Origin of the sequence: Pseudomonas sp. 18173 (genome assembly GCF_050432945.1) — a bacterium.
Taxonomy (GTDB): Bacteria; Pseudomonadota; Gammaproteobacteria; order Pseudomonadales; family Pseudomonadaceae; genus Aquipseudomonas.
This window is the reverse complement of record NZ_JBKFTN010000011.1, coordinates 76,462-97,556: the sequence shown is the minus strand read 5'-3', so window position 1 is coordinate 97,556 and position 21,095 is coordinate 76,462. Positions and strand designations below refer to the sequence as shown.

The 21,095-nt window shown below is 57.3% G+C and carries 7 protein-coding genes; 4 read left to right on the top strand and 3 right to left on the bottom strand.

What is annotated here, in order from left to right; genetic code table 11:
* Positions 1–13: 13 nt before the first annotated feature.
* Positions 14–11,326, bottom strand: a complete 11,313-nt coding sequence (locus ACLD1X_RS14380) for a VCBS domain-containing protein (RefSeq protein ID WP_429368637.1) — start codon at positions 11,324–11,326, stop codon at positions 14–16.
* A gap of 1,780 nt (positions 11,327–13,106) precedes the next feature.
* Between ACLD1X_RS14380 and ACLD1X_RS14375 the strand changes: the two genes are divergently transcribed.
* Entirely contained in the window at positions 13,107–13,820 is a 714-nt protein-coding gene (locus ACLD1X_RS14375; protein WP_429368635.1) for an NUDIX hydrolase, read from the top strand.
* Between the two features lie 195 nt (positions 13,821–14,015).
* Here ACLD1X_RS14375 and ACLD1X_RS14370 read toward each other — a convergent pair whose 3' ends face one another.
* Both ACLD1X_RS14370 and ACLD1X_RS14365 read right to left on the bottom strand, forming a co-directional pair.
* A complete protein-coding gene (locus ACLD1X_RS14370) occupies positions 14,016–14,522 on the bottom strand; it encodes a hypothetical protein (RefSeq protein ID WP_429368633.1) in 507 nt (168 codons plus the stop codon).
* A gap of 578 nt (positions 14,523–15,100) precedes the next feature.
* Positions 15,101–15,439 carry a hypothetical protein gene (locus ACLD1X_RS14365; protein ID WP_429368631.1) on the bottom strand — a complete coding sequence of 113 codons (339 nt, stop codon included), beginning with the start codon at positions 15,437–15,439 and terminating at the stop codon, positions 15,101–15,103.
* 317 nt (positions 15,440–15,756) lie between these two features.
* Between ACLD1X_RS14365 and ACLD1X_RS14360 the strand changes: the two genes are divergently transcribed.
* The 3 genes from ACLD1X_RS14360 (at position 15,757) to ACLD1X_RS14350 (ending at position 20,845) form a co-directional block, all read left to right on the top strand.
* Complete coding sequence (locus tag ACLD1X_RS14360; RefSeq protein WP_429368629.1) at positions 15,757–17,517, top strand: hypothetical protein; 1,761 nt, start codon at positions 15,757–15,759, stop codon at positions 17,515–17,517.
* A complete protein-coding gene (locus ACLD1X_RS14355) occupies positions 17,514–19,373 on the top strand; it encodes a chemotaxis protein (RefSeq protein ID WP_429368627.1) in 1,860 nt (619 codons plus the stop codon). The genes ACLD1X_RS14360 and ACLD1X_RS14355 overlap by 4 nt, the downstream gene beginning before the upstream one ends.
* 275 nt (positions 19,374–19,648) lie before the next feature.
* Positions 19,649–20,845: a hypothetical protein gene (locus ACLD1X_RS14350; protein ID WP_429368625.1), complete on the top strand. Its 1,197-nt coding sequence runs from the start codon at positions 19,649–19,651 to the stop codon at positions 20,843–20,845.
* Positions 20,846–21,095: the final 250 nt, after the last annotated feature.

Sequence of the window (21,095 nt, the reverse complement as noted above, 5' to 3'; positions counted from 1 at the left end):
ATGTTCGGTCACATCAATTGCCCCGGTTGGCCGGGTGCAGGCGTTGGGCTGCATGACGTACCTGTGCGCTGAATCCTCGTGCCGGGCGTGACTCCTGGGCTTTATCGCCTTGGGCCGGACCGTGGGTCAGGCCCGCAGGATCGACGGTAAACAACGATGGATCAGGCAACAGGCCATCGGCACTCAGGCCGATGCGGCCATGTCGGCCAAGAACCCAGGCCATTTCCAGCTCGCTGTCTGTCCGGCTGTCGCGTACGGCCTGGGCAACGAATTGTCCCGGTACCAACCCCAGGCCACTGCCCAGCGAATCGCTGGCGAACTCGCCACTGGAGCTGATACGCAAGTTGCTGCCATCGGCGTTCCAGGTCGACAGTTCATTCGCCCGGGCGGCACGTTCGACCACCGGCGTCACAAAGATCGCCGGTAACGGATCGGGAATGCGCAGGCTGCCGTTCTGCCGGTTGGGGTCACGGTCGAAGAAGTCGCCCGTCGGGGCCGGAATGAACGGTGTGGCGATGTCCAGCGTGATCACCAGTTCGGCCTGGTCGATGGCTCCGCTGAGGTCGCTGATGGTGTAGGTAAAGACGTCGCGAAGCACCTGGCCCAGACCCGCAGCCGCCAGAACCTGTGGATTGCTCTGGTCGATGGTGTAGGTGTAGCTGCCATCGGCGTTGAGTACCAGTGTGCCGTAGAGACCGCGGATCGGTTGACCGATGATCCCGGTCGTACCCGTGCCGGTTTCGGCCCCGGTGCGTATCGCGACCACTTGCAGGTGATCATTGCCGTCCACGTCACTGTCGTTGGGCAGCACATTGCCTGTAACTTGCGGTGCGGGCGTCTGGTCGCTGGCGACGGCGCTGTCGTTTTGCGCCACCGGATTGTCGTTGGCACCCTGGATAACCACGGTCAGTCGTGCATCCGAGGTGGCCCCGGCGGTATCGGTCATGCGGTAGGTGAACGTCTCGCTGAGGGTTTCACCCGCCGTGCGCAGGGCCTGCACCTGTGGATTGCTGTTGTCGATCAGGTAGGTGTAGCTGCCGTCCGCGTTGAGGATCAGTTGCCCGTATCGCCCGGTCAGCACTTGCCCTGCGCTGGCGGACTGGCCGTTTTCGCCAGTGACGCTCAGCACCTGCTTGCTTTCGCCATTGGCCACGCCATCGACATCGCTGTCGTTGGCCAGCACGTTGCCCGTGGCGTTGCTGCCCGGTGTGCCGTTGGCCACGCCGCCCGCTTCGACGGCGATAGAGTTGTCGTCACGGGCAATCGGGGTGTCATTGCGGCCATCGACGGTGATGCGCAATTCGCCCTGGCTGCTGGCACCGAAGACGTCGGACAGGGTGTAGCTGAAGACGTCCGTCAAGGTCTGGCCGCTTTGACGCAAGGCCTGGACCACCGCGAGGCTGTTATCGACGGTGTAGGTGTAGCTGCCGTCGGCATTGATCAGCAGATTGCCATACAGGCCGCGCAGCACAGTACCCACGGTGCCCGCGGTGCCGGTATCGGCAAGCCCGCCGGTACGGATCTGCGACACATTGAGGGCGTCGCTTTCCGCGTCGGTGTCGTTGCTGATCACATTGCCCGAAGGGTCGATGCCACTCTGGCTGTTGTTGAGGCCACCGGCTTCGACAGCTGTTGCTGCATCGCCGTTGGCCACCGGTGCCGAGTTGCGCCCGCGAATGATGATGTGAATTTCCGCCAGATCGTTTTGCCCGCCAAGGTCGGTGACCTGATAGGTGAAACGCTCATGGAGAAACTGCAGCGGTCCCAGTGCCAGTACCGTGGGGTTGTTGGAGTCGACGACGTAGGTGTAATTGCCGTCGGCACCGATGATCAATTGCCCGTAGAGCCCGTTGATCAGGGTGCCGTTGGTGTTGTCGGTGCCTGGATCGACCGCGTCCAGGGTGCCGCCCGCGGCCTCGGTGCCAAAGCGGATACCGGTGATGTGCAGGCTGTCGCCCTGATCGACATCGCTGTCGTTGGGCAACACGTTGCGGGTCGGATTGACGCTGTTGCCATTGCCGTCATCAGCGACGGCGACAGCCACATCGTTGATTGCCACGGGGGCATCCCAGGCACCGTCGATACGGATGTTCAGTTGGGCGACATCGGTGGCGCCGGCGGTGTCGCGCATCCGGTAGGTGAAGGTTTCGACCAGCGAATCACCCACCTTCAGTGCCTGGACCGCTGCCAGGTTGTTGTTGATCACATAACTGTAGGTGCCATCGGCGTTGATGGTCAGGGTGCCGTACAGGCCATCGAGGGTTTGTGTGGCGCCAACCGCGGTGAACGTACCCGCAGCGGCTTTGCCGCCACCGCGGACATCGGTGACGGTCTTGCTGTCGTTGGCGTCGACATCGCGGTCATTGGCCAGCACGTTGCCGGTAGGGTTCAGCCCCGGAGCGCCATTGGCGGTGCCGCCGGCCTCGACGGCCACCGTGCTGTCGTCCGCCGCCCGCGGATTGTCGTTGGCACCGCTGATGATGATGGTCAGCGTGGCCGTGTTGGTGGCACCAAAGAGATCGCGGACTTGATAGGTGAAGGTTTCTGTCAGCAGGTCTAAACGCGTGCGCAGGGCCTGGACCCTCGGGTTATCGTTGTCCAGCACGTAGGAGAAGGTGCCGTCGGCGTTCAGCGTCAGGGTGCCGAACGTACCGACCAGGCCGGTGCCGAGCACACCGACCGACGCGCCTTCATTGAACCCGGTGACAGTGAGTGTTTCACCATTGCCATCGACGTCGGTGTCATTGGCCAGCACGTTACCGAAAGGGTTGGACCCCGCGGTGCCATTGTTCAATCCGCCGGCCTCGAAGGCGATGGCGAAGTCGTTGCGTGGAGTCGGCGTGTCATCGCGGCCCCGGATGTCGATGGTCAACGTTGCGCGATCTTCGGCACCACTGGCATCGATCACCGTGTAGCTGAAGGCATCGACCAGGCTGTCACCGAGCCGCAACGCCTGGACTTCGGCCATGTTGTTGTCGAGCCGGTAGCTGTAGCTGCCATCGGCATTGAGGGTCAGCCAGCCATAGGTACCGCGCAGTTCGCTGCCCAGTGCGCCGGCTGTACCTGTCGCGGTTTCGCTGCCGGTGCGCACCGAGGACACGGCGCGGGTCTCGCCATAGTCATGGGCGGGCAGGTCGCCGGGTACCTCGCCACCGTCGACATCGGTATCGTTGACCAGCACATTGCCAATGGGGTCCAGGCCGGGCTGATTGTTGTTCGTGCCACCGGCTTCAATGGCGATGGACGTGTCATCGGTGGCGACCGGGTTGTCATTCTGGCCACGGATCAACACGATGATTTCCGCCGAGTCGATTTCCGGCGCCGGGCCGACGTTGTCGCTGACGGTATAGGTAAAGCGCTCCAGCAACAGATCGCTGCCACGACGTAGCGCCTGGACATCCGCATTGTTATTGTCGAGCGCGTAGCTGTAGCTGCCATTGGGGAAAATCGTCAATGTCCCGTACAGGCCAACAACTGTCGTACCGCCCGCATTGACGGCGACTGGCGTGCCCGCGCTACCTTCTGCACCGGCCTTGATCAAGATCACTGTCAACGGGTCGCCATCGGGGTCGAAGTCATTGAATGTGGCATCGCCGGAAGGATCGCGCCCCGGGGTGCCGTTGTTCACGCCGCCCTGTTCGGTGGCAATGGCAATCACGCTTTGCGACACGGGTGGATCATTGACGCCGTGTACGGTGATGACCAGTTGTGCAGTGTCGGTCAGCCCATGGGTATCGGTGATCCGGTAGGTGAAGAACTCGGTCAGGGTCTGCCCCGCGGCGAGGGCCTGGACGCTGGCGTTGGTACTGTCGACATCGTAGAAATACGACCCATCGGCGCCGATGCGCAAGGTGCCAAACAGGCCCACCACCAGCGTGCCGTCGGCCGAGGTCGTGCCGGTGGCGACAGCACTCAGCACATCGATGGCCGGGTTGTAGGCGAGCTCGCTTTTATTGATAACCCTATTGACCAACAACTGGCTGCTGGGCTGATCCACTGCGTCGACGTCGCGATCGATACCATTGTCGACAAGCCCGGGGCGGCTCGGGAACTGGACAACGTTGCCACTGGGATTGCTTTCGCTGGCATTGTTGTTGGTGGAAGCCGCTTGTGCCTCTGCCTGGTCATCGCTGGCGACCGGGTTGTCATTGGCGCCTTGCACTACGATGCGCAATTGCGCCACATCGTCGAGCCCCCCGGTATCGGTGAGCCGGTAGCTGAAGAAATCAACCAGTTGTTCACCGGCGCTCAGGCGCTGGACCCTGATGTTGTTGTTATCGACCACGTAGCGATAGCTGCCATCGGGGTTGATGGTCAGGGTGCCGTACAGGCCGACAACGCTGGTGGCTGCGGTAACCGGCGTGAAAGGAGCAGCCGTCAGTTCCGGAATCGGACGGATGCCCGTCACGGTCCTGGTTTCGCCATTGGCGGCGCTGTCTACATCGGTGTCATTGGTCAACACGTTGCCGACCGCGTCGCTGCCGGGGGTGCCGTTTAGCACGCCGCCGGCTTCGATGGCAACGCCATTGTCATCCACGCCCACCGGCGTGTCGTTGGCGCCCTGGATGGTCACGGTCAATGTGGCCAACGAGGTGGCGCGGGCCAGGTCGGCGGCAACGTAATCGAAGCGATCGGTCAGGGTCTGGCCCGACAGGCGCAGGGCCTGTACGGCGGCATTGTTGTTATCGACGATGTATTGGTAGGCGCCATTGCTGCCGACGATCAATTGTCCGAATTGGCCGGTAATCACCGCCACCCCGAGAATCGGTGTCTGATTGCCACCGCCCGGACCGACCGACAGCACATGCAACCGGTCAGCATTGGTGGCGATATCGACATCGGTATCGTTGACCAGCAGATTGCCCCGCGGGTTGACCCCGATAGCTGCGTTGTTGGTGCCACCCGCTTCCACGGCGATGGCGGAGTCATTGACCGCCACCGGTGGATCGTTGACCGGGGCGAGGATGATTTGCAGTGAGTCGATATCGCTCAGGGCATCGCCTGCGGTGCCGGGCAAGCCATCGCCGTTGGCGTCGCCATAGTTGCCCTGATCATTGCTGACCACGGTCAGGGTATCGGTGCCATTGAAATTCAGGTTGCCCAGATAGCGCAGGCTGGCCAGTGCCGTGTTGAGGTTGGCGAGGGTGCCGGTCAGGGTCAGGGTGGCCGTATTGGCCCCGATTACCGTTACGCCGGGCACGGTTGCACCGAGGGACAAGGTGCCATTGAGTACACTCAAGGTCACACTGAGGTTGCGGTCGGCGACATTCGGGTCGCGGTTTGCGTCGATGTCGGCGACGCTGATACCGCCGATGCCCAGCGGTACATCCTCCAGGCCGTTCTGGGTGCCGGGCAGGGTGTTGACCGGCGCGTCGTTCTGTTCGACGTAACCGGCATTAGCCGCTTGTGTGGCGGCATCGCCCAGACTGATGGTGATTTGCCCGAGCGTTCCGGCATCGGTGTCGACCCGCACGCGCAAATCTCCGAGCGGCTGCGGATAGCTGATCAGCCCGGCCGGTACGTCGATGCGAAACACGCCCAGCGGCAGCACGCCAAAGTGGAACTGGCCGTTGGCGTCGGTGACGGTGGTGAAGACCAGGTTGTCAGCGGTGGTGTCGAGCAAACCGTCGACACCGGCCCAGGTCAGGGTCACGGTCTGTCCGGCCAGGCCGGCGCCGTCGGGCGTGGCGCTGGCGGTCGGCGATGCGGTGTCGTTCCACAGGGTGCCGGTTATGACGCCGAGCCCGGCATTGTCACGCAGGATGTACTGGTTCGGGCCAACGGTACTGCCAGTGCGTTCTCCGTTCACCGTGCCGTCGATGCCGACAAAGTTGCCGCCCCAACTGATGAAATCTTCCGGCAGGCTGCTCCAGGTCAGGGTGGCGTTGCTGCTGGCGACTATCGAGGCATTGGGCAGGGTGACCTGATAGAGCACCTGAACCTGTGCACCGACGTCCAGTTGATCGAAATTCACATTCAAACCGCCGGTGGTGCTGAAGCTCACGCCAGCCGGAAGGTTGCCGGGGCCGAAACGGGTGCCATTGATGGTGACGCTGAGCAAGGTGTAGTTGCTGCCACCGGCAAAGCTGTCGCTGACTTGCGTATCAAATGCTGGCAGGCCGCCGTTCTGGGTGAAACTCAGTTGCACCGTGGCGCTGCCGATGGTGCCGCTCGGGTTGGGGTCGAACGTGACGATCTGTTTGTCCAGGCCGCTGAAGCCCGGTTCGACGATGCGCTCGAAAATGGTGTCGCTGTTGGCACGGCCCGCACCGTTGACGAATTCATGGGCCGAGATCGCCAGTTGTGCGCCGCTGATATTGCTAGCGACGTTGGTCACCCGCACGTTGAATTCGATGGAAATGCCTTCCAGATCGTTGTCATTGCCGTTGCCGTTGACCACATTGCCGAGGTTGAAGGTCACGACCTGGCTGCCGTCGGCGTTGGTCACGACCGTTACGCGGCTCGGGTCGAAAATGCCTTGCGGCGCCAGCCCCGTGAGATCAGGGGTGATCGGCAGGGCTTCGGGACTGTTCTCGTTGCCGTTTACGTCGAGCGTGCCGCCGACGATCAGGTTGGCGTCACTGAACAGCCCGCCATTGGAAATGAACGCGATGCGCAATGCATTCACCAGCGCGTCGGGTGAAATGAATTGCAGACCGTTGGCCAGGGTGATCTGAACCTGATAGTTGGGGTTATTGCCCTCGGGCACCAGCACCACCACCCGGTAGCGGATGACTTCGCCGACGGTCACCTGTTCCACCGGAGCAGTGGTCGGGGACGGTGCGGAAGTGTCGGGCAGGCCGCCCACCCGGGATATCTGGATCGCTTGGGCGACGGGTATCAGCAAAATGGAGTTGTTGCGGTAGTCGTTGAGCGTACCGCCATTGATCAGACCGTCGACTCCGGTGCGTTCACCGCCTTGCGTACCATCCAGGCTGGTCCATTGCACTGTCGCAATATTGGTGATATTCGACTGCGCAGCCGCTGTGGCATTGACCACACCGCTCAGTTGCAGAACGATGCTGCCGCCCTTGGCGATATCGATGTTGGCGCCGTTGGCGGTGCGTAACTGGCCACCGACGATCTCGAAACCTGTGCCGCCATTGTTGGTGGCGCCGTTTTGATACAAGACGCCGGTCAGCGTCACGTTGTCGAGCTGGGTTGGCAGGTTATCGAGGAAAGTGATGTCGAAGGCACTGAAGTCGTTGGTACCGCTACCGTTGCTGAGGGTGATGCTGAACGTGACGGTATCGCCTTGATCGTAGCCACCAAGCCCGGAGGTGGAAGTAATCACCTGGTTCACCTGCAAGGTCGGCTCGCGCACGGTCACGGTGGGTAGGCCGCCGCTGACGTTGACCGTGCGATCCACCGCGACATTGCCGTTGGCCGTGTCCGTATCCGGGTCGCTGTAGGTCAATAGCGCGTTGTTTTGCCGGGAAATGTTCGCCTGGTTGGCGATGACGTTGTTGGCCACCAGTTGCAGGCGTATCACGAAGGTGTTGTTGCCAGTCTGGTTGTCGGCCGACACGCTGGACACGCTGAAGGTCCAGCGCGCATCCACGCCATCGCCACCCAGCGTGCCGCCCTGTCCGCCGAAGCCACTGACCAGCACACTGCCCGCGAAGTCTGCACCCAGGGCGCCACTGCCGGTGCGGGTGGTAATGATCTGGTAACCCAGGCCGCCATTGAATGTGGTGTCCAGGCGCATGCCCGGTGGGATCAGGTCGTCGATGCGCAGGTTTTGCGTGCTGCCCTCGGGCAGGGTGATCACGATGTCGTAGCGCATGCTTTCGCCGATGACCAGATCGCTGCCACTGGTGTGGCTGGCACTGGAATCGCCATTGTCCAGCGTGCCGTCGGCGAACACTTTACGAATGACCGGCGCGGCGACTTGCTGGTTGGCGAGGTCGGTGAGGTCAGTCGGGGTGAAGTCGGTGCCGCCATTGACGCTGGCGTAATTGCTCAGGGTCGCGGTGGATTGCAGGGTACGGCTGGCCTCGATGGTATTGCTGACCACCACGTCATAGCTGATCACCACCAGATTGGCGCCGCTGGTGTCGGCGGCGGTACCACTGCGCCCGGCAAGGAGCGTGGCTTGCCCGCCGGCATCCAGGAAGGTGATCTGGTTGCCCGTCACGCTGTAATCGACACCCTGCACCAGGGCGGTGCCGTCCCCCCGGTAAATCTGCAGGTTCGCCGCCCCCAGGCTGCCGCCGACGAAGCTTAGACCGGTCGGCAGGGTAATGCTGGTGCTGACATCGAAGGCACCGCCACCACCGCTGTTTTCAATGGCAGTGACCAGGCGCAACCGGTCGCCGCCATCGATATTGATGATATTGCCGTCGACCGCCGCCAGGTCGGTGACACTGCCATTGAATGGCACACCGGTACTGCCTGGCGGGTTCCAGCTGCCGGTAGTGTTGCTGACGGTGCCGTTGGTACCGGAAACCACGCCGTGCTTGATACTCAGCACCGGCTCGGCCACGGAAACAATCACCGCGACGTCGGAGGAAATCAGCGTACGGTCGGTGAGGGTGGTTTGCTGGCTTGATTGCGCCAACACGTCCAGCGCACGCTGGTCGGCAAAGGGCTGGTCGCCGACCCGTACGGTAAAGCGTATGACAATGCGACTGCCGGTGGTGCTGGCCGTGGCGAAGCTGCCGAAATCGAAGACCACCGAGTTGCCGGCGGCGCTGGTGACGCTGACCACGCCGCCGGCATTGGTGTTGCCCGGACCGATCTGCCATTGGCCGACATCGCTGCCCGTGGCCCAGGTCACGCCGCTCACGTTGAACAATGGCAACGGCAGATAGGCCGTGAGCTTGAACTGTTCGTAATCACCGGTGACCAGGTCGTAACTGAGCTGGAACGTCACTTCATCGCCGGGGCGCAGTTCACCGTTGGCGGGCGGGGTGCCGTTATTGACCTCGACCAGGCTGATATCGACCACGCTGGTCGGGATCACGCTGGTAGTGGTGGAGTTATCGGTTTCGCTCTGGCCGGTGAGGTTGAGGGGATCCTGCAACAGGGTGCCATCGACCACCGCACTGTTACCCAGTTCGTCGCCTTCATTGATTTCGGGCTGCGGATTGCCTGAAGGCGGCTTGTAGGTCTGGCCGACAATGGCCGAATAGCTGAGCACCGCCAGCATTGCGCCTTGAAGCTGATTGTCGAACGCCAGGTCGCCGTTGAGCCAACCCCGCAGAACAAATGCATCACGCAACGACTGGGCAATGTCGAACGCCATCGATGTACTGCCGTCGGCGTTGTTGACGACGGTGGTCACCAGGGTAATGGCCTGCGTAACACCGTTGATGGTAACGGTCAGGGTCGCAGTGCCGGTCAATGCCTGGCCGTCACTGAGCTGGTCGCGAATGATCAGCTGCCCATCGTTGAAAATATCCTTGCCGAACGCAAAGTAGTCGGAAACGGCCAGGTTCAGGGTGTACTGCAAGGTATCGCCGGGAGTGATGCCGGTATGGCCGACATCGTTCTGCACGGTGACAGTCTTGAGCAGCGTGATCGATTTGGCGATGAACTCCGTGGGGACACCTGTGCCGCTGAAGTCGATGGAGGTGTTCGGCGCGGTGACGTCCCGGGGATCCAGCGGAACCCATTGGCCCGAAGCGGCGGGGGCGCCGAGGGTGATGGTCACCGCGTCGCCGGTTACCGGGTTGATGATCGGCAGGCCATTGGCATCGACTTCCGGCACGTAGAACGCGACCACGGTGTCGGTCCTGGCCGTAAGGCTGTCATAGGTCACGGAAAACGAATTGATATACACGTCGTCGGCGGCAATCAGCACGGCGATTTGTGCCGCGTCGGTGACCACCGTGCCATCGTGCAGGGTGATGGACGTCACGCGGCCACCGGGGCCGGGGGTAATAGCAGTGACTTGAACATTGTCCGGCAGCGGTTGGGTCACCACGACGTTGGTCAGCGCCTGGCCAGGGGCCGGAGTCACCGATACGGTCAGCGTGCGACCGTAGTTCGGGCCGGTGGCGGTTTCACCCTCCGGAGTGCTCAGGGTTTCATCGAGGGTGATGACGGTTGGATGCACCACAAATGCGGCTGTACCGGCCTGAATCAGGCTTGGATCGTTGGTCGGGTTGTCCAGGGCGTCGTTACCGAACTGGAAGCCGCCACTGGTGCGAATGGTCAGGTCCGGGGTGCCATTGGAAAAACTGGTGTCGGCCAGGTTGCTCAGGCTGGCGTTGATCTGTACCGGGATGACGGGTTGGCCATTGGTGACGCTGGCAAAGGGCAGTTCAATGACCACCAGTGTGTCGCCGGCGCGCATGCCATAGGTCGACGCGTTGATGACAAGGAAATTGCCGTTGGCGTCTTTCGCCAAAGGGTGGGTGGCGTTGCCCGACGCATCGAACGTCACCTGGTGGCTGACCAGGTTTTGCCCCAGGTAACTGGCGGAGATGAAGTTCACGCCGTCATTACCGTCCCGGCCGGTGGTCGGTAGCGCCAGGTTGATGAACGGGGCAAACCCGGTCTGGGTGGAGGTGTTGCTGAAGTTCACGGTGAACGAGAAATTGTCACCCAGCAAAACATCGCTGCCGCCGGCGGGCAGGGTGGCGGTTGGTGCGGCATCGGCCAGCAAGCCGTCGAAACTGGCCATCGCGGCGCTGCTGATTGCAATGCTCTTGTCGATATCGCCGACCCTGGTTTCCAGCGTCCAGTCACCGCCGGCCCGGGTGCTGCCGGTGTCGTTGCTGGAAGCGGCCACATCGGCGCCGGTCCAGCGCGCCAGTTCGGTGACCAGGGTTTTGCCGGCCGCACCCGCGCCGATGTCGCAACCATAGAGCTGGATATCCGCGCCCTGAGTCAGGTTGTTGCGCCACTGTCCGAGGGTCTGCCCGAGTTGGTCGACGTTATCGGAAGTGATGGTACGGTTGCCCAGTGTGAATTGCCCGGCGGCGCCGTGGGACATGACCTGGATCGAATCGACTTTGCCCAATTGCGCCAGCGCCGCGGAAATCGCCGCCAGGCCGTCCTCACCGGCGTTGACCACAATGGCCGTGACGTTGCCCGGCAACTGCGCGAGCAGTTGGTCGCGGTTTTCGATACGACTGTCGAGCACCAGCAGGCTGCGCGCCGCCGATGGCGCCTGCTCGGTGGCGGCGCGGCCTTCGGTCGGGGTCGCGTGAGGAGCAGGGGCGTCAATCGGTGCCGGTGTGGCGGTCGGGTCCGTATGCTGCTGATCGGCCGCCGCCGAAGCGGCCGCACCGTCGAAAAGAATCCTTGGCTCCAGCGCAAGCGCTTGGCGTTGTGGACGCAAATGGGAGCCGAAACGTGGATGCCCTGACCGTTGCATAGTGAGGCCCTCTACCTACGCGGTTAACATTCCATTGGTACCAAGCCCACTATTGGACTCTTAGAGCGTAGGAGCTTTTTTACGAGTTTCCAGGCTGGGGGGCGCGTAATCAGGCACTTAGGGATGCATCATGTAGAGGCATTTTGCTATTTACAAAGCGCTGGCAATGCTGGATACGAGAGAAGTTTTACAACCGAAAACGACGTCATAGTTTCAACAATCAGCTGTCACCGAAAGAGTTTGAAAAGCGCTACACGGCAAACTTGGAGAGTGTCTGGAACACCCGGGGCGATGGGATGTCATTAATAATGGAAAAGGAGGGCGCACGTGAAATCTGACCCTCATGCTCATAGAACACTTGGAATTAACTCAACTAAATAGCCGTTTAGTTGAGCTAGCCAATATTGGCGGTAGATCATCTTCAAGAATTCACATCTCTCGCCAGACACGTGGCGTCAGGCCCCTCTGACGTGGTCCAAACTAATCTAGCAGGGTGCCAAAAAATTGGAGGTTGCGGCTGACAGAGCAGTGCGAGTGATAGTAAGGGTAAACATTCCAACCGGCAAACCCCAGAGTTCGAACAGCATTACGGCGCTTTGAAATCCCGGGCGTGCCAGGCAAACCAAGGCTAACATTTCGGTTCAGTATTACGCTGTAAACCTGTTTTTTGAGTTGTTAACTACGGTGGTTAACAAGTCAAAATTTTGGTTAACAACGGTAACGGACGAGCATTTCACTGAGCTTTTCATCCAACCAGGTTTTTGCGAGTTTCGTGGGGATCTGGTGGCCGGAGAGTTCAACGGCCTTCAAACGTAGCGTGTGCATCGCCAAACCGTCAGCGTCTGCAAGCAAATCAATGGACGTTTGCATTTTCCACGTGTGGCAGCCCTTGAAATCTGCGCACCAACTCCACGCTGAACATTGCAGATTTCACACAGCGACGTGCTTGGGGGCGGATCTGCGGTTTCAGCGATGGCATCAATGAACTGGCTAGCCCCAAAACATTTCCATTACTAAGCGAATCGGTGAACTCGGGTCTGGTGCACGATTACATCAATCAAGAACGACATCCGTGGATTCGCTGCTCACAAAGCAAAATCAGGCGCGCCGAACCCCGCCAGGACTCACACCGGTTCGGTAAGCGAGCTCTTTAAACGGAGGCCAGTAGGACCAATGGAGACCAAAAATGCGCACTTATGGATCATCAGAGCAGGCGATCGGGTGACCGTACCGGCCGTAAACTCATCAGATAGAATGTGAGATATGCAGGTAGAGGTAAATTCTTTTCCAGGCGGCTAAACGGCTATGAACGGAATTTAGTTCTCGAAATGAAGAGAGATTACTTCCGAGAGCTGCTATGGCTTTAAAACCCTGGCAGAGAGGCTCGCAGTGAATATCCATGAGTACGCATAATGTATATTATGTTAAATGGCCTATCAGTACACGACTGCCTCCATCCTCACACTGTTGTGGCAATTGATATTAGAGTGGAAATCATCGAAATTAACCGGAATCGTTTTTCAATCAAACACTTAGTAACTTCCGAACTACGACCTCATACGAAGATCGGAGAGTGAGTGGAAAAAAAACTAGCGACCATTCTCGACTAAAAGACCCATTTTCAGGACGTGAGCATTGTTAAATTACTGGAAAAATATCGCTCTCCACCTATCTTGCTTGCCTGGGGATTAAATTATGACTTCACTTAGTTGGATTTTAGACTCCGAGGCATCTACGCTACGATAAAGAAGTATTCACTCCAGTCTCTAGGTCTCTACTCATGATCGACGCAGAAAAATGCTCTACCGGTGAGCCTAACTATCGACACACGGTAGATATCGTTGTCTTCCGTTATTGCAGGTTGAAGCGAGTAATCGAAGTACTCTTGCGTGAATCAGACAGCCAACAGGGCCATATTAATTTTGCACTGCCGGGATCTCCTATCGATTTCAACCATGAGCGTAATACTTTAAAGGGTGTGGTCGATCGCTTGGTTAATTCGGATCAGATAGGGTTTCCACTTAGTCACGTTGAGCAATTAGGTACTGTCGGAGATGCCCATCGAGATTCGCGCTGCTGGTCGTCTTCAACCTTTTACCTTGGTGTGGTAGCTGATGTGCCTGAGCTGAAACCAAATCAACGATTTTTACCCATTGATCTCGTATTAACGCGAAGCACAGCGTTGCTATTTGACCATAAAGAATTAATTGAAAAAGCTCTTGGGCGGTTAGTCAGCAAGTCGCTCTACTCAAGTCTGCCGCTCCTGTTCCTCGGCGATGAGTTCAGTACGCCCGTGGCCATCGAAGTTCACACTGTATTGCTCGGCCGTAAGGTGCTGAAATCAACCATTGTCAAGCGAATGAGCACGCTTCTTGAGGTGGGCTTCATTCGTATGAGTGGGCGAAAAAGCGATCAATATAGCACCAAAGCCTCATCGACATTTGTGGTTCAGCGGTCAGGCGCAATATTCTATTTTGATAGGTGTTTGTTTTGAAGTAAGACTTAACTCCTCCATGTTAGATAGATTCTAGCCGCGTGATTTCGTGAGTCAACGGGAAGTTCAGCACCGCTGTCTCTACTTGAGCACGGATCAGAAACTTATTCATGGCGATTACCCCCTGGGGTAAGTTTAACGTGCTCAGCCTTACTGCTTGGAATGCTGAGCACATGAGCACCTTCAATACTAAATTTACTGACTCTGCGGGAAACGGTGGCCGCGCTGACGCCACAGTTCACCAAACGGAGGATTTTTAGGCAATGGTGGGGCATATCGGTGGAGGGGCTGTGACAGGCTCACAAATATGTCTGCTACTGTGTGATCGATTTGAATCGTTCCAACTACTTTATTAGACCCGGCTAGCTTTGGTTGCAAAGCAAACTCTTTCATAGCTTTAACATAGCTGGCATTAGTGAACTGGGGCGAACTGTCAGCGCGGAAGTAGTCTGGGTTGCCAGTAAGTTGGCGTGCCAATGCATTCCGAATGTAGTTGATAAACATGGTTTTCAGTGGACAAGTATGAATCTGAATGTTTTGTGCGGTCGGTGTTTCCAGAATGGTGAAGCTGATAGTACTTTGAGTTAATTTATCGATCGCGAGTGTGATAGTCGGCTTGTACGGGAGCTGATTGAGCTTGTACGGGATTTTATGTAGGTGTATGCCACCGCCTATAAAAGTAACTTTGTTTTTATTACTCATTTGACTTTCCTCTAGTGTTCGAATTGAAATATTTCGCTCCAGATCACTAGCCTAGGATTTTGTCCCGAAGAGTCAAGGCGAGAATCTTTACTTTATGAGCCTAGTAGAAGTGCAAAAAAGGTAAATTACCTTTCCAACGCGCAACAGGGTCGATTTCGCCCATCCGTTGATTTGTTTCAGTCGGCGCGCTGTCAATTTGTATTAAATGTTTTAAGGGGGAAGGCTAATAGAGTAAAATCAATAGGATGAACGGCAAGATGGCTGTTAGTTCTAGCTCTTTATTTTTAATTAATTGCCAATCTGACAATATGTGTAGTTTTATTTTTCACTTTCAGACTATAAAACAATATGGATATATTGTCGGGATTTCTTGCTTAGTTGCTGGGGTTTAGTTATTGTAGGGTTTTTTGTTATAGCATTTTAGTATGTGTTATTCGTCGGTTACGGCTAGATCAGGGCCCGATTCTCGCAAAGTCTTTGCTTCACCACCCTTCGCAGGCAGCTGTCCTAAACCGCGACAAAAGCATTTACGGGCGCCGCGGCCCCTCCAATCCTTAAGAATCCTTCGGATTGGAGAGTTACTTTGAAGTCGACTCAACAGAGATCAACTCCAGGTACTTGTATTTTTTATTCTTTGCGGCGGCCTTGGCCTCCTGCTCGGCTACCAGCTTGCTCAGGCTGCTCGAGTCGTGAACAAAGACTTCGACTTCACCGTCGTACACCTTAGATACATGTAAGGTCACACGTAGCTTGGACGTATGGTAACCAGTAGTTTTCTTCGGACGCGTGGGTGGGCTTGGAGCTAGTGAGGTCGTTGTTATATCAACTACTGGTGCTGTTACCTTAGGCGTCAATGGATCCACACTGGCTCCGAAGAGTGCCTTACGCATTTCTTCTTCACTTAATTCAATAGCCATAAATCTACCTTGGAAAGCACAGAAAGCTGTCACGGGTGGAGTTCCCGTCGTGTTGGAGCTGTTTGAGTAAGCAGGGAGTAGGTTCGACAGCATGATTGATACCTGCGGATGCCGATGATAGCACCGGGATTGCCTACCCTGCTCTCCCCGACGACGAAGCCTTATCTTCATCACACTGATGGCCAGACTCTTATCGTTGGCCCCTCGACGACGATGTCGATCCTGAATACTCGCCTGTTTGCTGCAGAGGTCGTAACATCTGGTGCATTATCGAGCTCGGCAATGCCTGAGCAATGGATTGCTTGGAAGGAGCTGAGATGACCACCCCATCGCAAGATGAAATCGTACTGGCCGCTACAGAAGGGAGACTGCTTGATCTGATTTTTGAGGACAGCTGGCGGCACGATAGCGCGCTCTTTTCCCAAGCCTTGATCGATGCTCATCAATCAGAGCATCTTGATCTCCGCCCCCTCCTCCCTCTACCTGAGTCGTCTCGCTTTTCGAGCAACGAAATGCATCTGGGTATGGAGGTTCTCCTGCCGGCATTGGGCTACATTGCAACCAGTTGCGTGGATTTGCTTGAACTGATGGCTGGGGCCATTCCTCACGATGACCCCATACTCAGCCACTCCCCGTACACCGAGATATTGAAGTGGTGCCAAGCTTCACCAGAGCGCCTCATCGAGCTACTTCAACTCATCAAGTCGGGTGCCCTGCTTTCTCAACGATTTCATTGCATACAGGCATGCATCAGTGCCGGACTGCAGGTAGATGCAGATTTTTACTTGGCCCAGGCTATCGAGTTTCTCCAAAACGGTGACGCCCTTCAGCGCTCCCAGGTAGCTAGAGCCCTCTGTAATTTGCCTGCTGAAGTACGGGCCACGACTGCTGACCTTGTCGAAACCATCCTCGCCGTGATCGAGCGTGAGACCGACCCTTCGGTACAAGAAGCGCTCCTCGCCCTGGGACTTGCCTGGCAAAAGGATGCTCCGGTCGAACTGGAACGATCGACGTACAGGCTGATCGAGAGTTCCACCTCCCCCGTCACTTTAGCGGCCAAGAAAGCGATCGCCTTTGCGTTGATGGGCACATCAAATGCTTATAGCGCCCAAGTTCGTCGTGATCTCCTTGCTCTTCTGGCGTCAGGCCAGCCAGAGGATGAGTTCGTCAAGTTGCTGGACATCGTGTTGGCCGGGCTTATCACGAGAGGTGAGGTATCAGAGGCTCGGGATGTGGTTGAGAAACTTATCCTCGGTGAGCCCGCTGTACCATTTACTCATTTCTCTTCCGTTCTGCATGAGCTTGAGAACGGAGACGCTGCTGTCCTGGACAAGTGGGTGGTGAGCTGGCTTCAGTCTGAGTCACTGAGCTTATCTCTAGCGCTCAGGCGCGGCTTGTTTGCAGCTAGTGAAGGCCGGGTTTTCACTTTCGATTTCAGTCAGGCGCTGGACGTACCGGAAAGCGATTACCTTCTCATCGCACGCAAAGCGCTTGGCACCTTTTTCTCAAAGCCCCTTTTTATTGCCTCCCTGTTAGTGAGCATGATGCGTAACGCCACGGGTGCGACCTTAGGCGCGCTGGAGAGCCTGCTGTTCGACCCAGTTCTGATCAACTACTCCGGTCTTCGATCAGATTACCTGGACGAGATAGCAGCAAGTCCCACGGATCCGGCTTCGAAGGCAGTCCAGCAAGCATTGCAGGAACTGCGTAAGTACCTGGAAGGCCTTGGAGATACTCACATCCGCGAGCTGCAGCCCTCGGAGCGTGAGCGTCAGTTGGAGCATCATCGACGCAATGAGCAAATGCAAAATGAGATGGTGGAGGCTCGCAAGTCTTCAATCTTAGCGAGTCTGGTCAGCGAAAAAGTGCTGCTATACGGCGTAGGGATGGCCAGTTGGGTGCCCGAGTTCCCACCTCCACAGCACATGGATGGCAACGAAACGGGGCCAATGCGCCGCATGGAGCAGTCACTCGCGACTATTAAACATACGTTTCAGCTCCCTCGGCATTCGGTGCTTGAGCCCTCCACGCTTGAACTCCAGATCCTCAACTTCTTGCACGAGAAGCGCTCGCAATGAAACTCGTCTTCCGTGAGTACCTTGCCTCGCTCCGCGAGCGCAATGAGCTGGATGTCGTTCTACCCGATTTGTTGAGCGAACTGGGCTACAACGTGATCTCCCGTCCATCGACGGGGCCACGCCAGTTCGGCGTCGACGTCGCCGCCGTAAGCCCCATGGTGAACGACGAGCAAAAGCTCTACCTGTTCACAATCAAGCAGGGAGACCTGACGCGAGCCGAGTGGGATGCAGTGCCCCAAGGTGTACGAACCTCTATTAACGATATCATCGACGTATACATTCCCAAGCGGATTGCCACTCAGTACGAGTCATTGAAGATCGTCATCTGCCTGTGCTTTGGGGGCAGTGTGAAAGAGGCTGTGAGAGACAATCTAACAGGCTTGATCAGTAGGCTTAGTAATGATCGGATTTCCTTTGAGGAGTGGAATGGTGACTACATGGCGGGCTTGCTCGCTGATGGATTGCTACAGCACCAGCATGTGAGCAAGACTCTGCAGTCGCGGTTCCAGAAGTCCATTGCAATGCTCGACGAGCCCGACGTTTCAGTTCAGCATTTCACCGCACTCATCGAAGGGCTCGTGAAGGCCGACAACCTCGACGCTGTGCACCGGCTCGCGACACTACGACAAATGTACATCTGTCTCTCAGTGCTGTTCGTATGGGCACGCGCGCAGGAGAACCTTGAAGCCCCCTACCGAGCCAGTGAGCTGGTCATTCTGCGTGCATGGGAGCTGGTCAAGGGTGACATCGAAGCGGCATCGATCGGACACAAGCATATTGGGCTGACCTTCGGCGAGCTGCTGGATCTGCACACTAAGATCTGGGCAGAGCTGATGGGAGATAAAATGCTGCCGCTCACAGCAAAGCGAGATGCACTAGCTAGCTCCGTAAACTCCCATAGTGCTGTGGACATCAACCTCAAACTTTTTGAGACCCTGGGGCGTATCGCCCTGAGGGGGCTGTGGATTCTCTGGCCCCACCTTGACGGTAATGAGCCACGAGTCCTTAACGCCTCCGAGGTACCGGAGGATGCCTCCAAGCTCGCTCGCCACATCGCCGAACTCATCCAAAACAATCGTGCACTGTTTTCCCCTGTAGCCGACGAGCAAGTCATCGAGATCACTTGCGCCTTGATGTTCCTGTCGATGATGAGGGAGTGGCGCAGCTATGCGCAGGATTACTGTGATGAGCTTCTGACCTATTACCACTTCAATTTCACCAGGCATCATCAGTACCCGACCATCCACGGCAGCTATCAGGAGCTGATACGGCATCCTCAGGCCAGAACTGAAGAGTATCGGGCGCAGCAGACGAAGGGCAGCGCTCTCATTCCGGTCATGATGCTCTGGGCCACTTTGGGTGGCGAAACGGGGTCTAGAGAACGATTCTCTCGATTCGTACGAAGCGAGATGAAACATTGCAATCAGCAGCTCTGGATGCCCGGGCCTGACACCGAGGCTCTCTTGTATCTCAGTGATCCCTCGCATGGGCTTGCGCTGTGTGACATACCCATCACTGCTGACGGCATGGCAGCCAGAAGAATACTGGAGAGGGAATGTTCCGGGGATGGGGACTACACGCGCCTTTCCGCTGTTCGCCTAGGACATTGGCCTGTCTTGGTGATGGCGTGCCGTCATAGTCGGCTTCCGCTTCCGCCGCAGCTCTGGTTCCCACTGGTGATCAAGGAAGATGCTCCAAGCATTAGTGCGGATTCCCAGCAGTCTGCTGCCAGGACTGTCCGGACGCAATCGGCATTCTGGTTTTCACGCCGGGCCGGCGCAAACATCGAGTTGGACGGGGAGAAAACGATTCACTTCGTTTCCCTACCGAAATGGGAAAGCGAAACCACGGAGTAACGATCAACCCATGGTGATCCAGTCCGGTGCCCGATGCAGCCCACCAAAAACTAGAGCTGCATCGACGCCAGAACCATTGCCTGACCAAGAGTCCGTCGCCCTCAGCGTTAGGCAATTCAGGTCGTCAGATCCGCCGGACTGCCCAGGCGGTATGGAGCGCGAATTGGCATCGCATGTGTCATGCCGAAAAAATCAGCTCAAGGCCTCGAAATTTCGTACCATTCCGCCGCGTGCGCGCGCCTATCCCAAATCATGTTCACCTATTAGGAAACCCAGTGGCAGCTCGTAATCGATACGTACGATTTCTCGGTAAACAGCGCTCCAACGCCAACGTGACGCAGCCTCTAAAGCCAACGGGCAGCTCAACGCGGCTAGAGAAAACGCTATCGTACTCAGGGGTTATCGCCAACGTCTCCCAGGTATTCATGCTGGTGGTAGTAGTTTTTGGATACGTTTATACCGTCCGGCCAGTCTTCCAGAAGGAGGTTGTCTCAGAGGATCTCGCCCGCCTGCAGATCGAGCAACGTAAGCTTCAACAGCAGATGGATAAGCAGACCGAATCCTTGGCAGCGGGGGAAGCTAGAAACAAAGAACTGGTTGATCAGCGATCTGCCATCGAAGGCCAAATTGCAACGCTTAACCAGAAGGTAGTCGACGCAGAGAAGTCCGCGCGAGATGCAACGCGCCGAGCCGGGAAAGCAGTTGCCGAGGCCAAAACGGCTGAATCCACCCTCTCCATGCTTCAAACTCAGCACTATGGGCTGAAGCTGCAGAGTCTTCTGGGCGACCTGGCAATGCCGAGTAGCATCGTCCAGATCCTGAACCGCTCGGGAAGTACCTACACTTTGAAAGTCTTCGAAGAAGACGAAGCTAGCTCCATTGCACAAAAACTGAAGTCCTTAGAGCTGCAGCCCGTCGACCTGGCAAAGACCACGCTATCCCAATTGCAGGCTGAGGCCACCAAGCAAGCCAGGGCCCCCAGCGCCGCCCTGGATGCGTTGCTGGCGCGAAACTACCAAGAAGGCCTGGCCAAACATACTGAAGACCTGACATGCCCTACACCGGCATATGCCGACTGGCAGTCAGCATTCCAGTCGGCCATGCAGGCCAGCGAAGGCAACATCCAAAACTGCGTCAGCGAATACTGGGCTGAGCGGACAACCCAGGAAGGTTGGACACCCTCGGACGTCCGCAGTCTCCAGAAAAAGGATTTTTGGAAGGAGCAGGAGCGCAGCTACAGAGCATCATGCAAAGTTGGCTATAGCTACATCGTGCAAACTGCCTTCCAACACGCATGGGCGAAAGGTGACGAGCCCTGCGATGAGCGTCGAATGTTCGTCAATCATATCGTCATGGGTGCCCCCATTAAATCCAAGCTGAAACTGATGACGGTGGCTGCCCCGCCATCCACCCAAGATATCGCTCGCCTGTTCCAAAATCGCAATAACAAGCAGGCTGAGGCCGGTCTGTAACCCAACCCGGGCCTGCCCTCGGCTCAGGCTATCTAGCTAATTGCTAGGTGGTCTGAGCGTCCGAGACACAGCTAGATCTAGCGGTGCGCTTCCAGCCTTGAGGTCATAGTCGACGTGCCTCGCTTTCCATCATTGGCATAAAGTTGGGCACGTAATGCGGCAGCCATGGAGACCTGGTGCCAATGCCATCCAGCTTCATAATCGGAGTTAGGGAGTCGAATGGCTCAACCCTTTCTATGAGCTTTGCCTG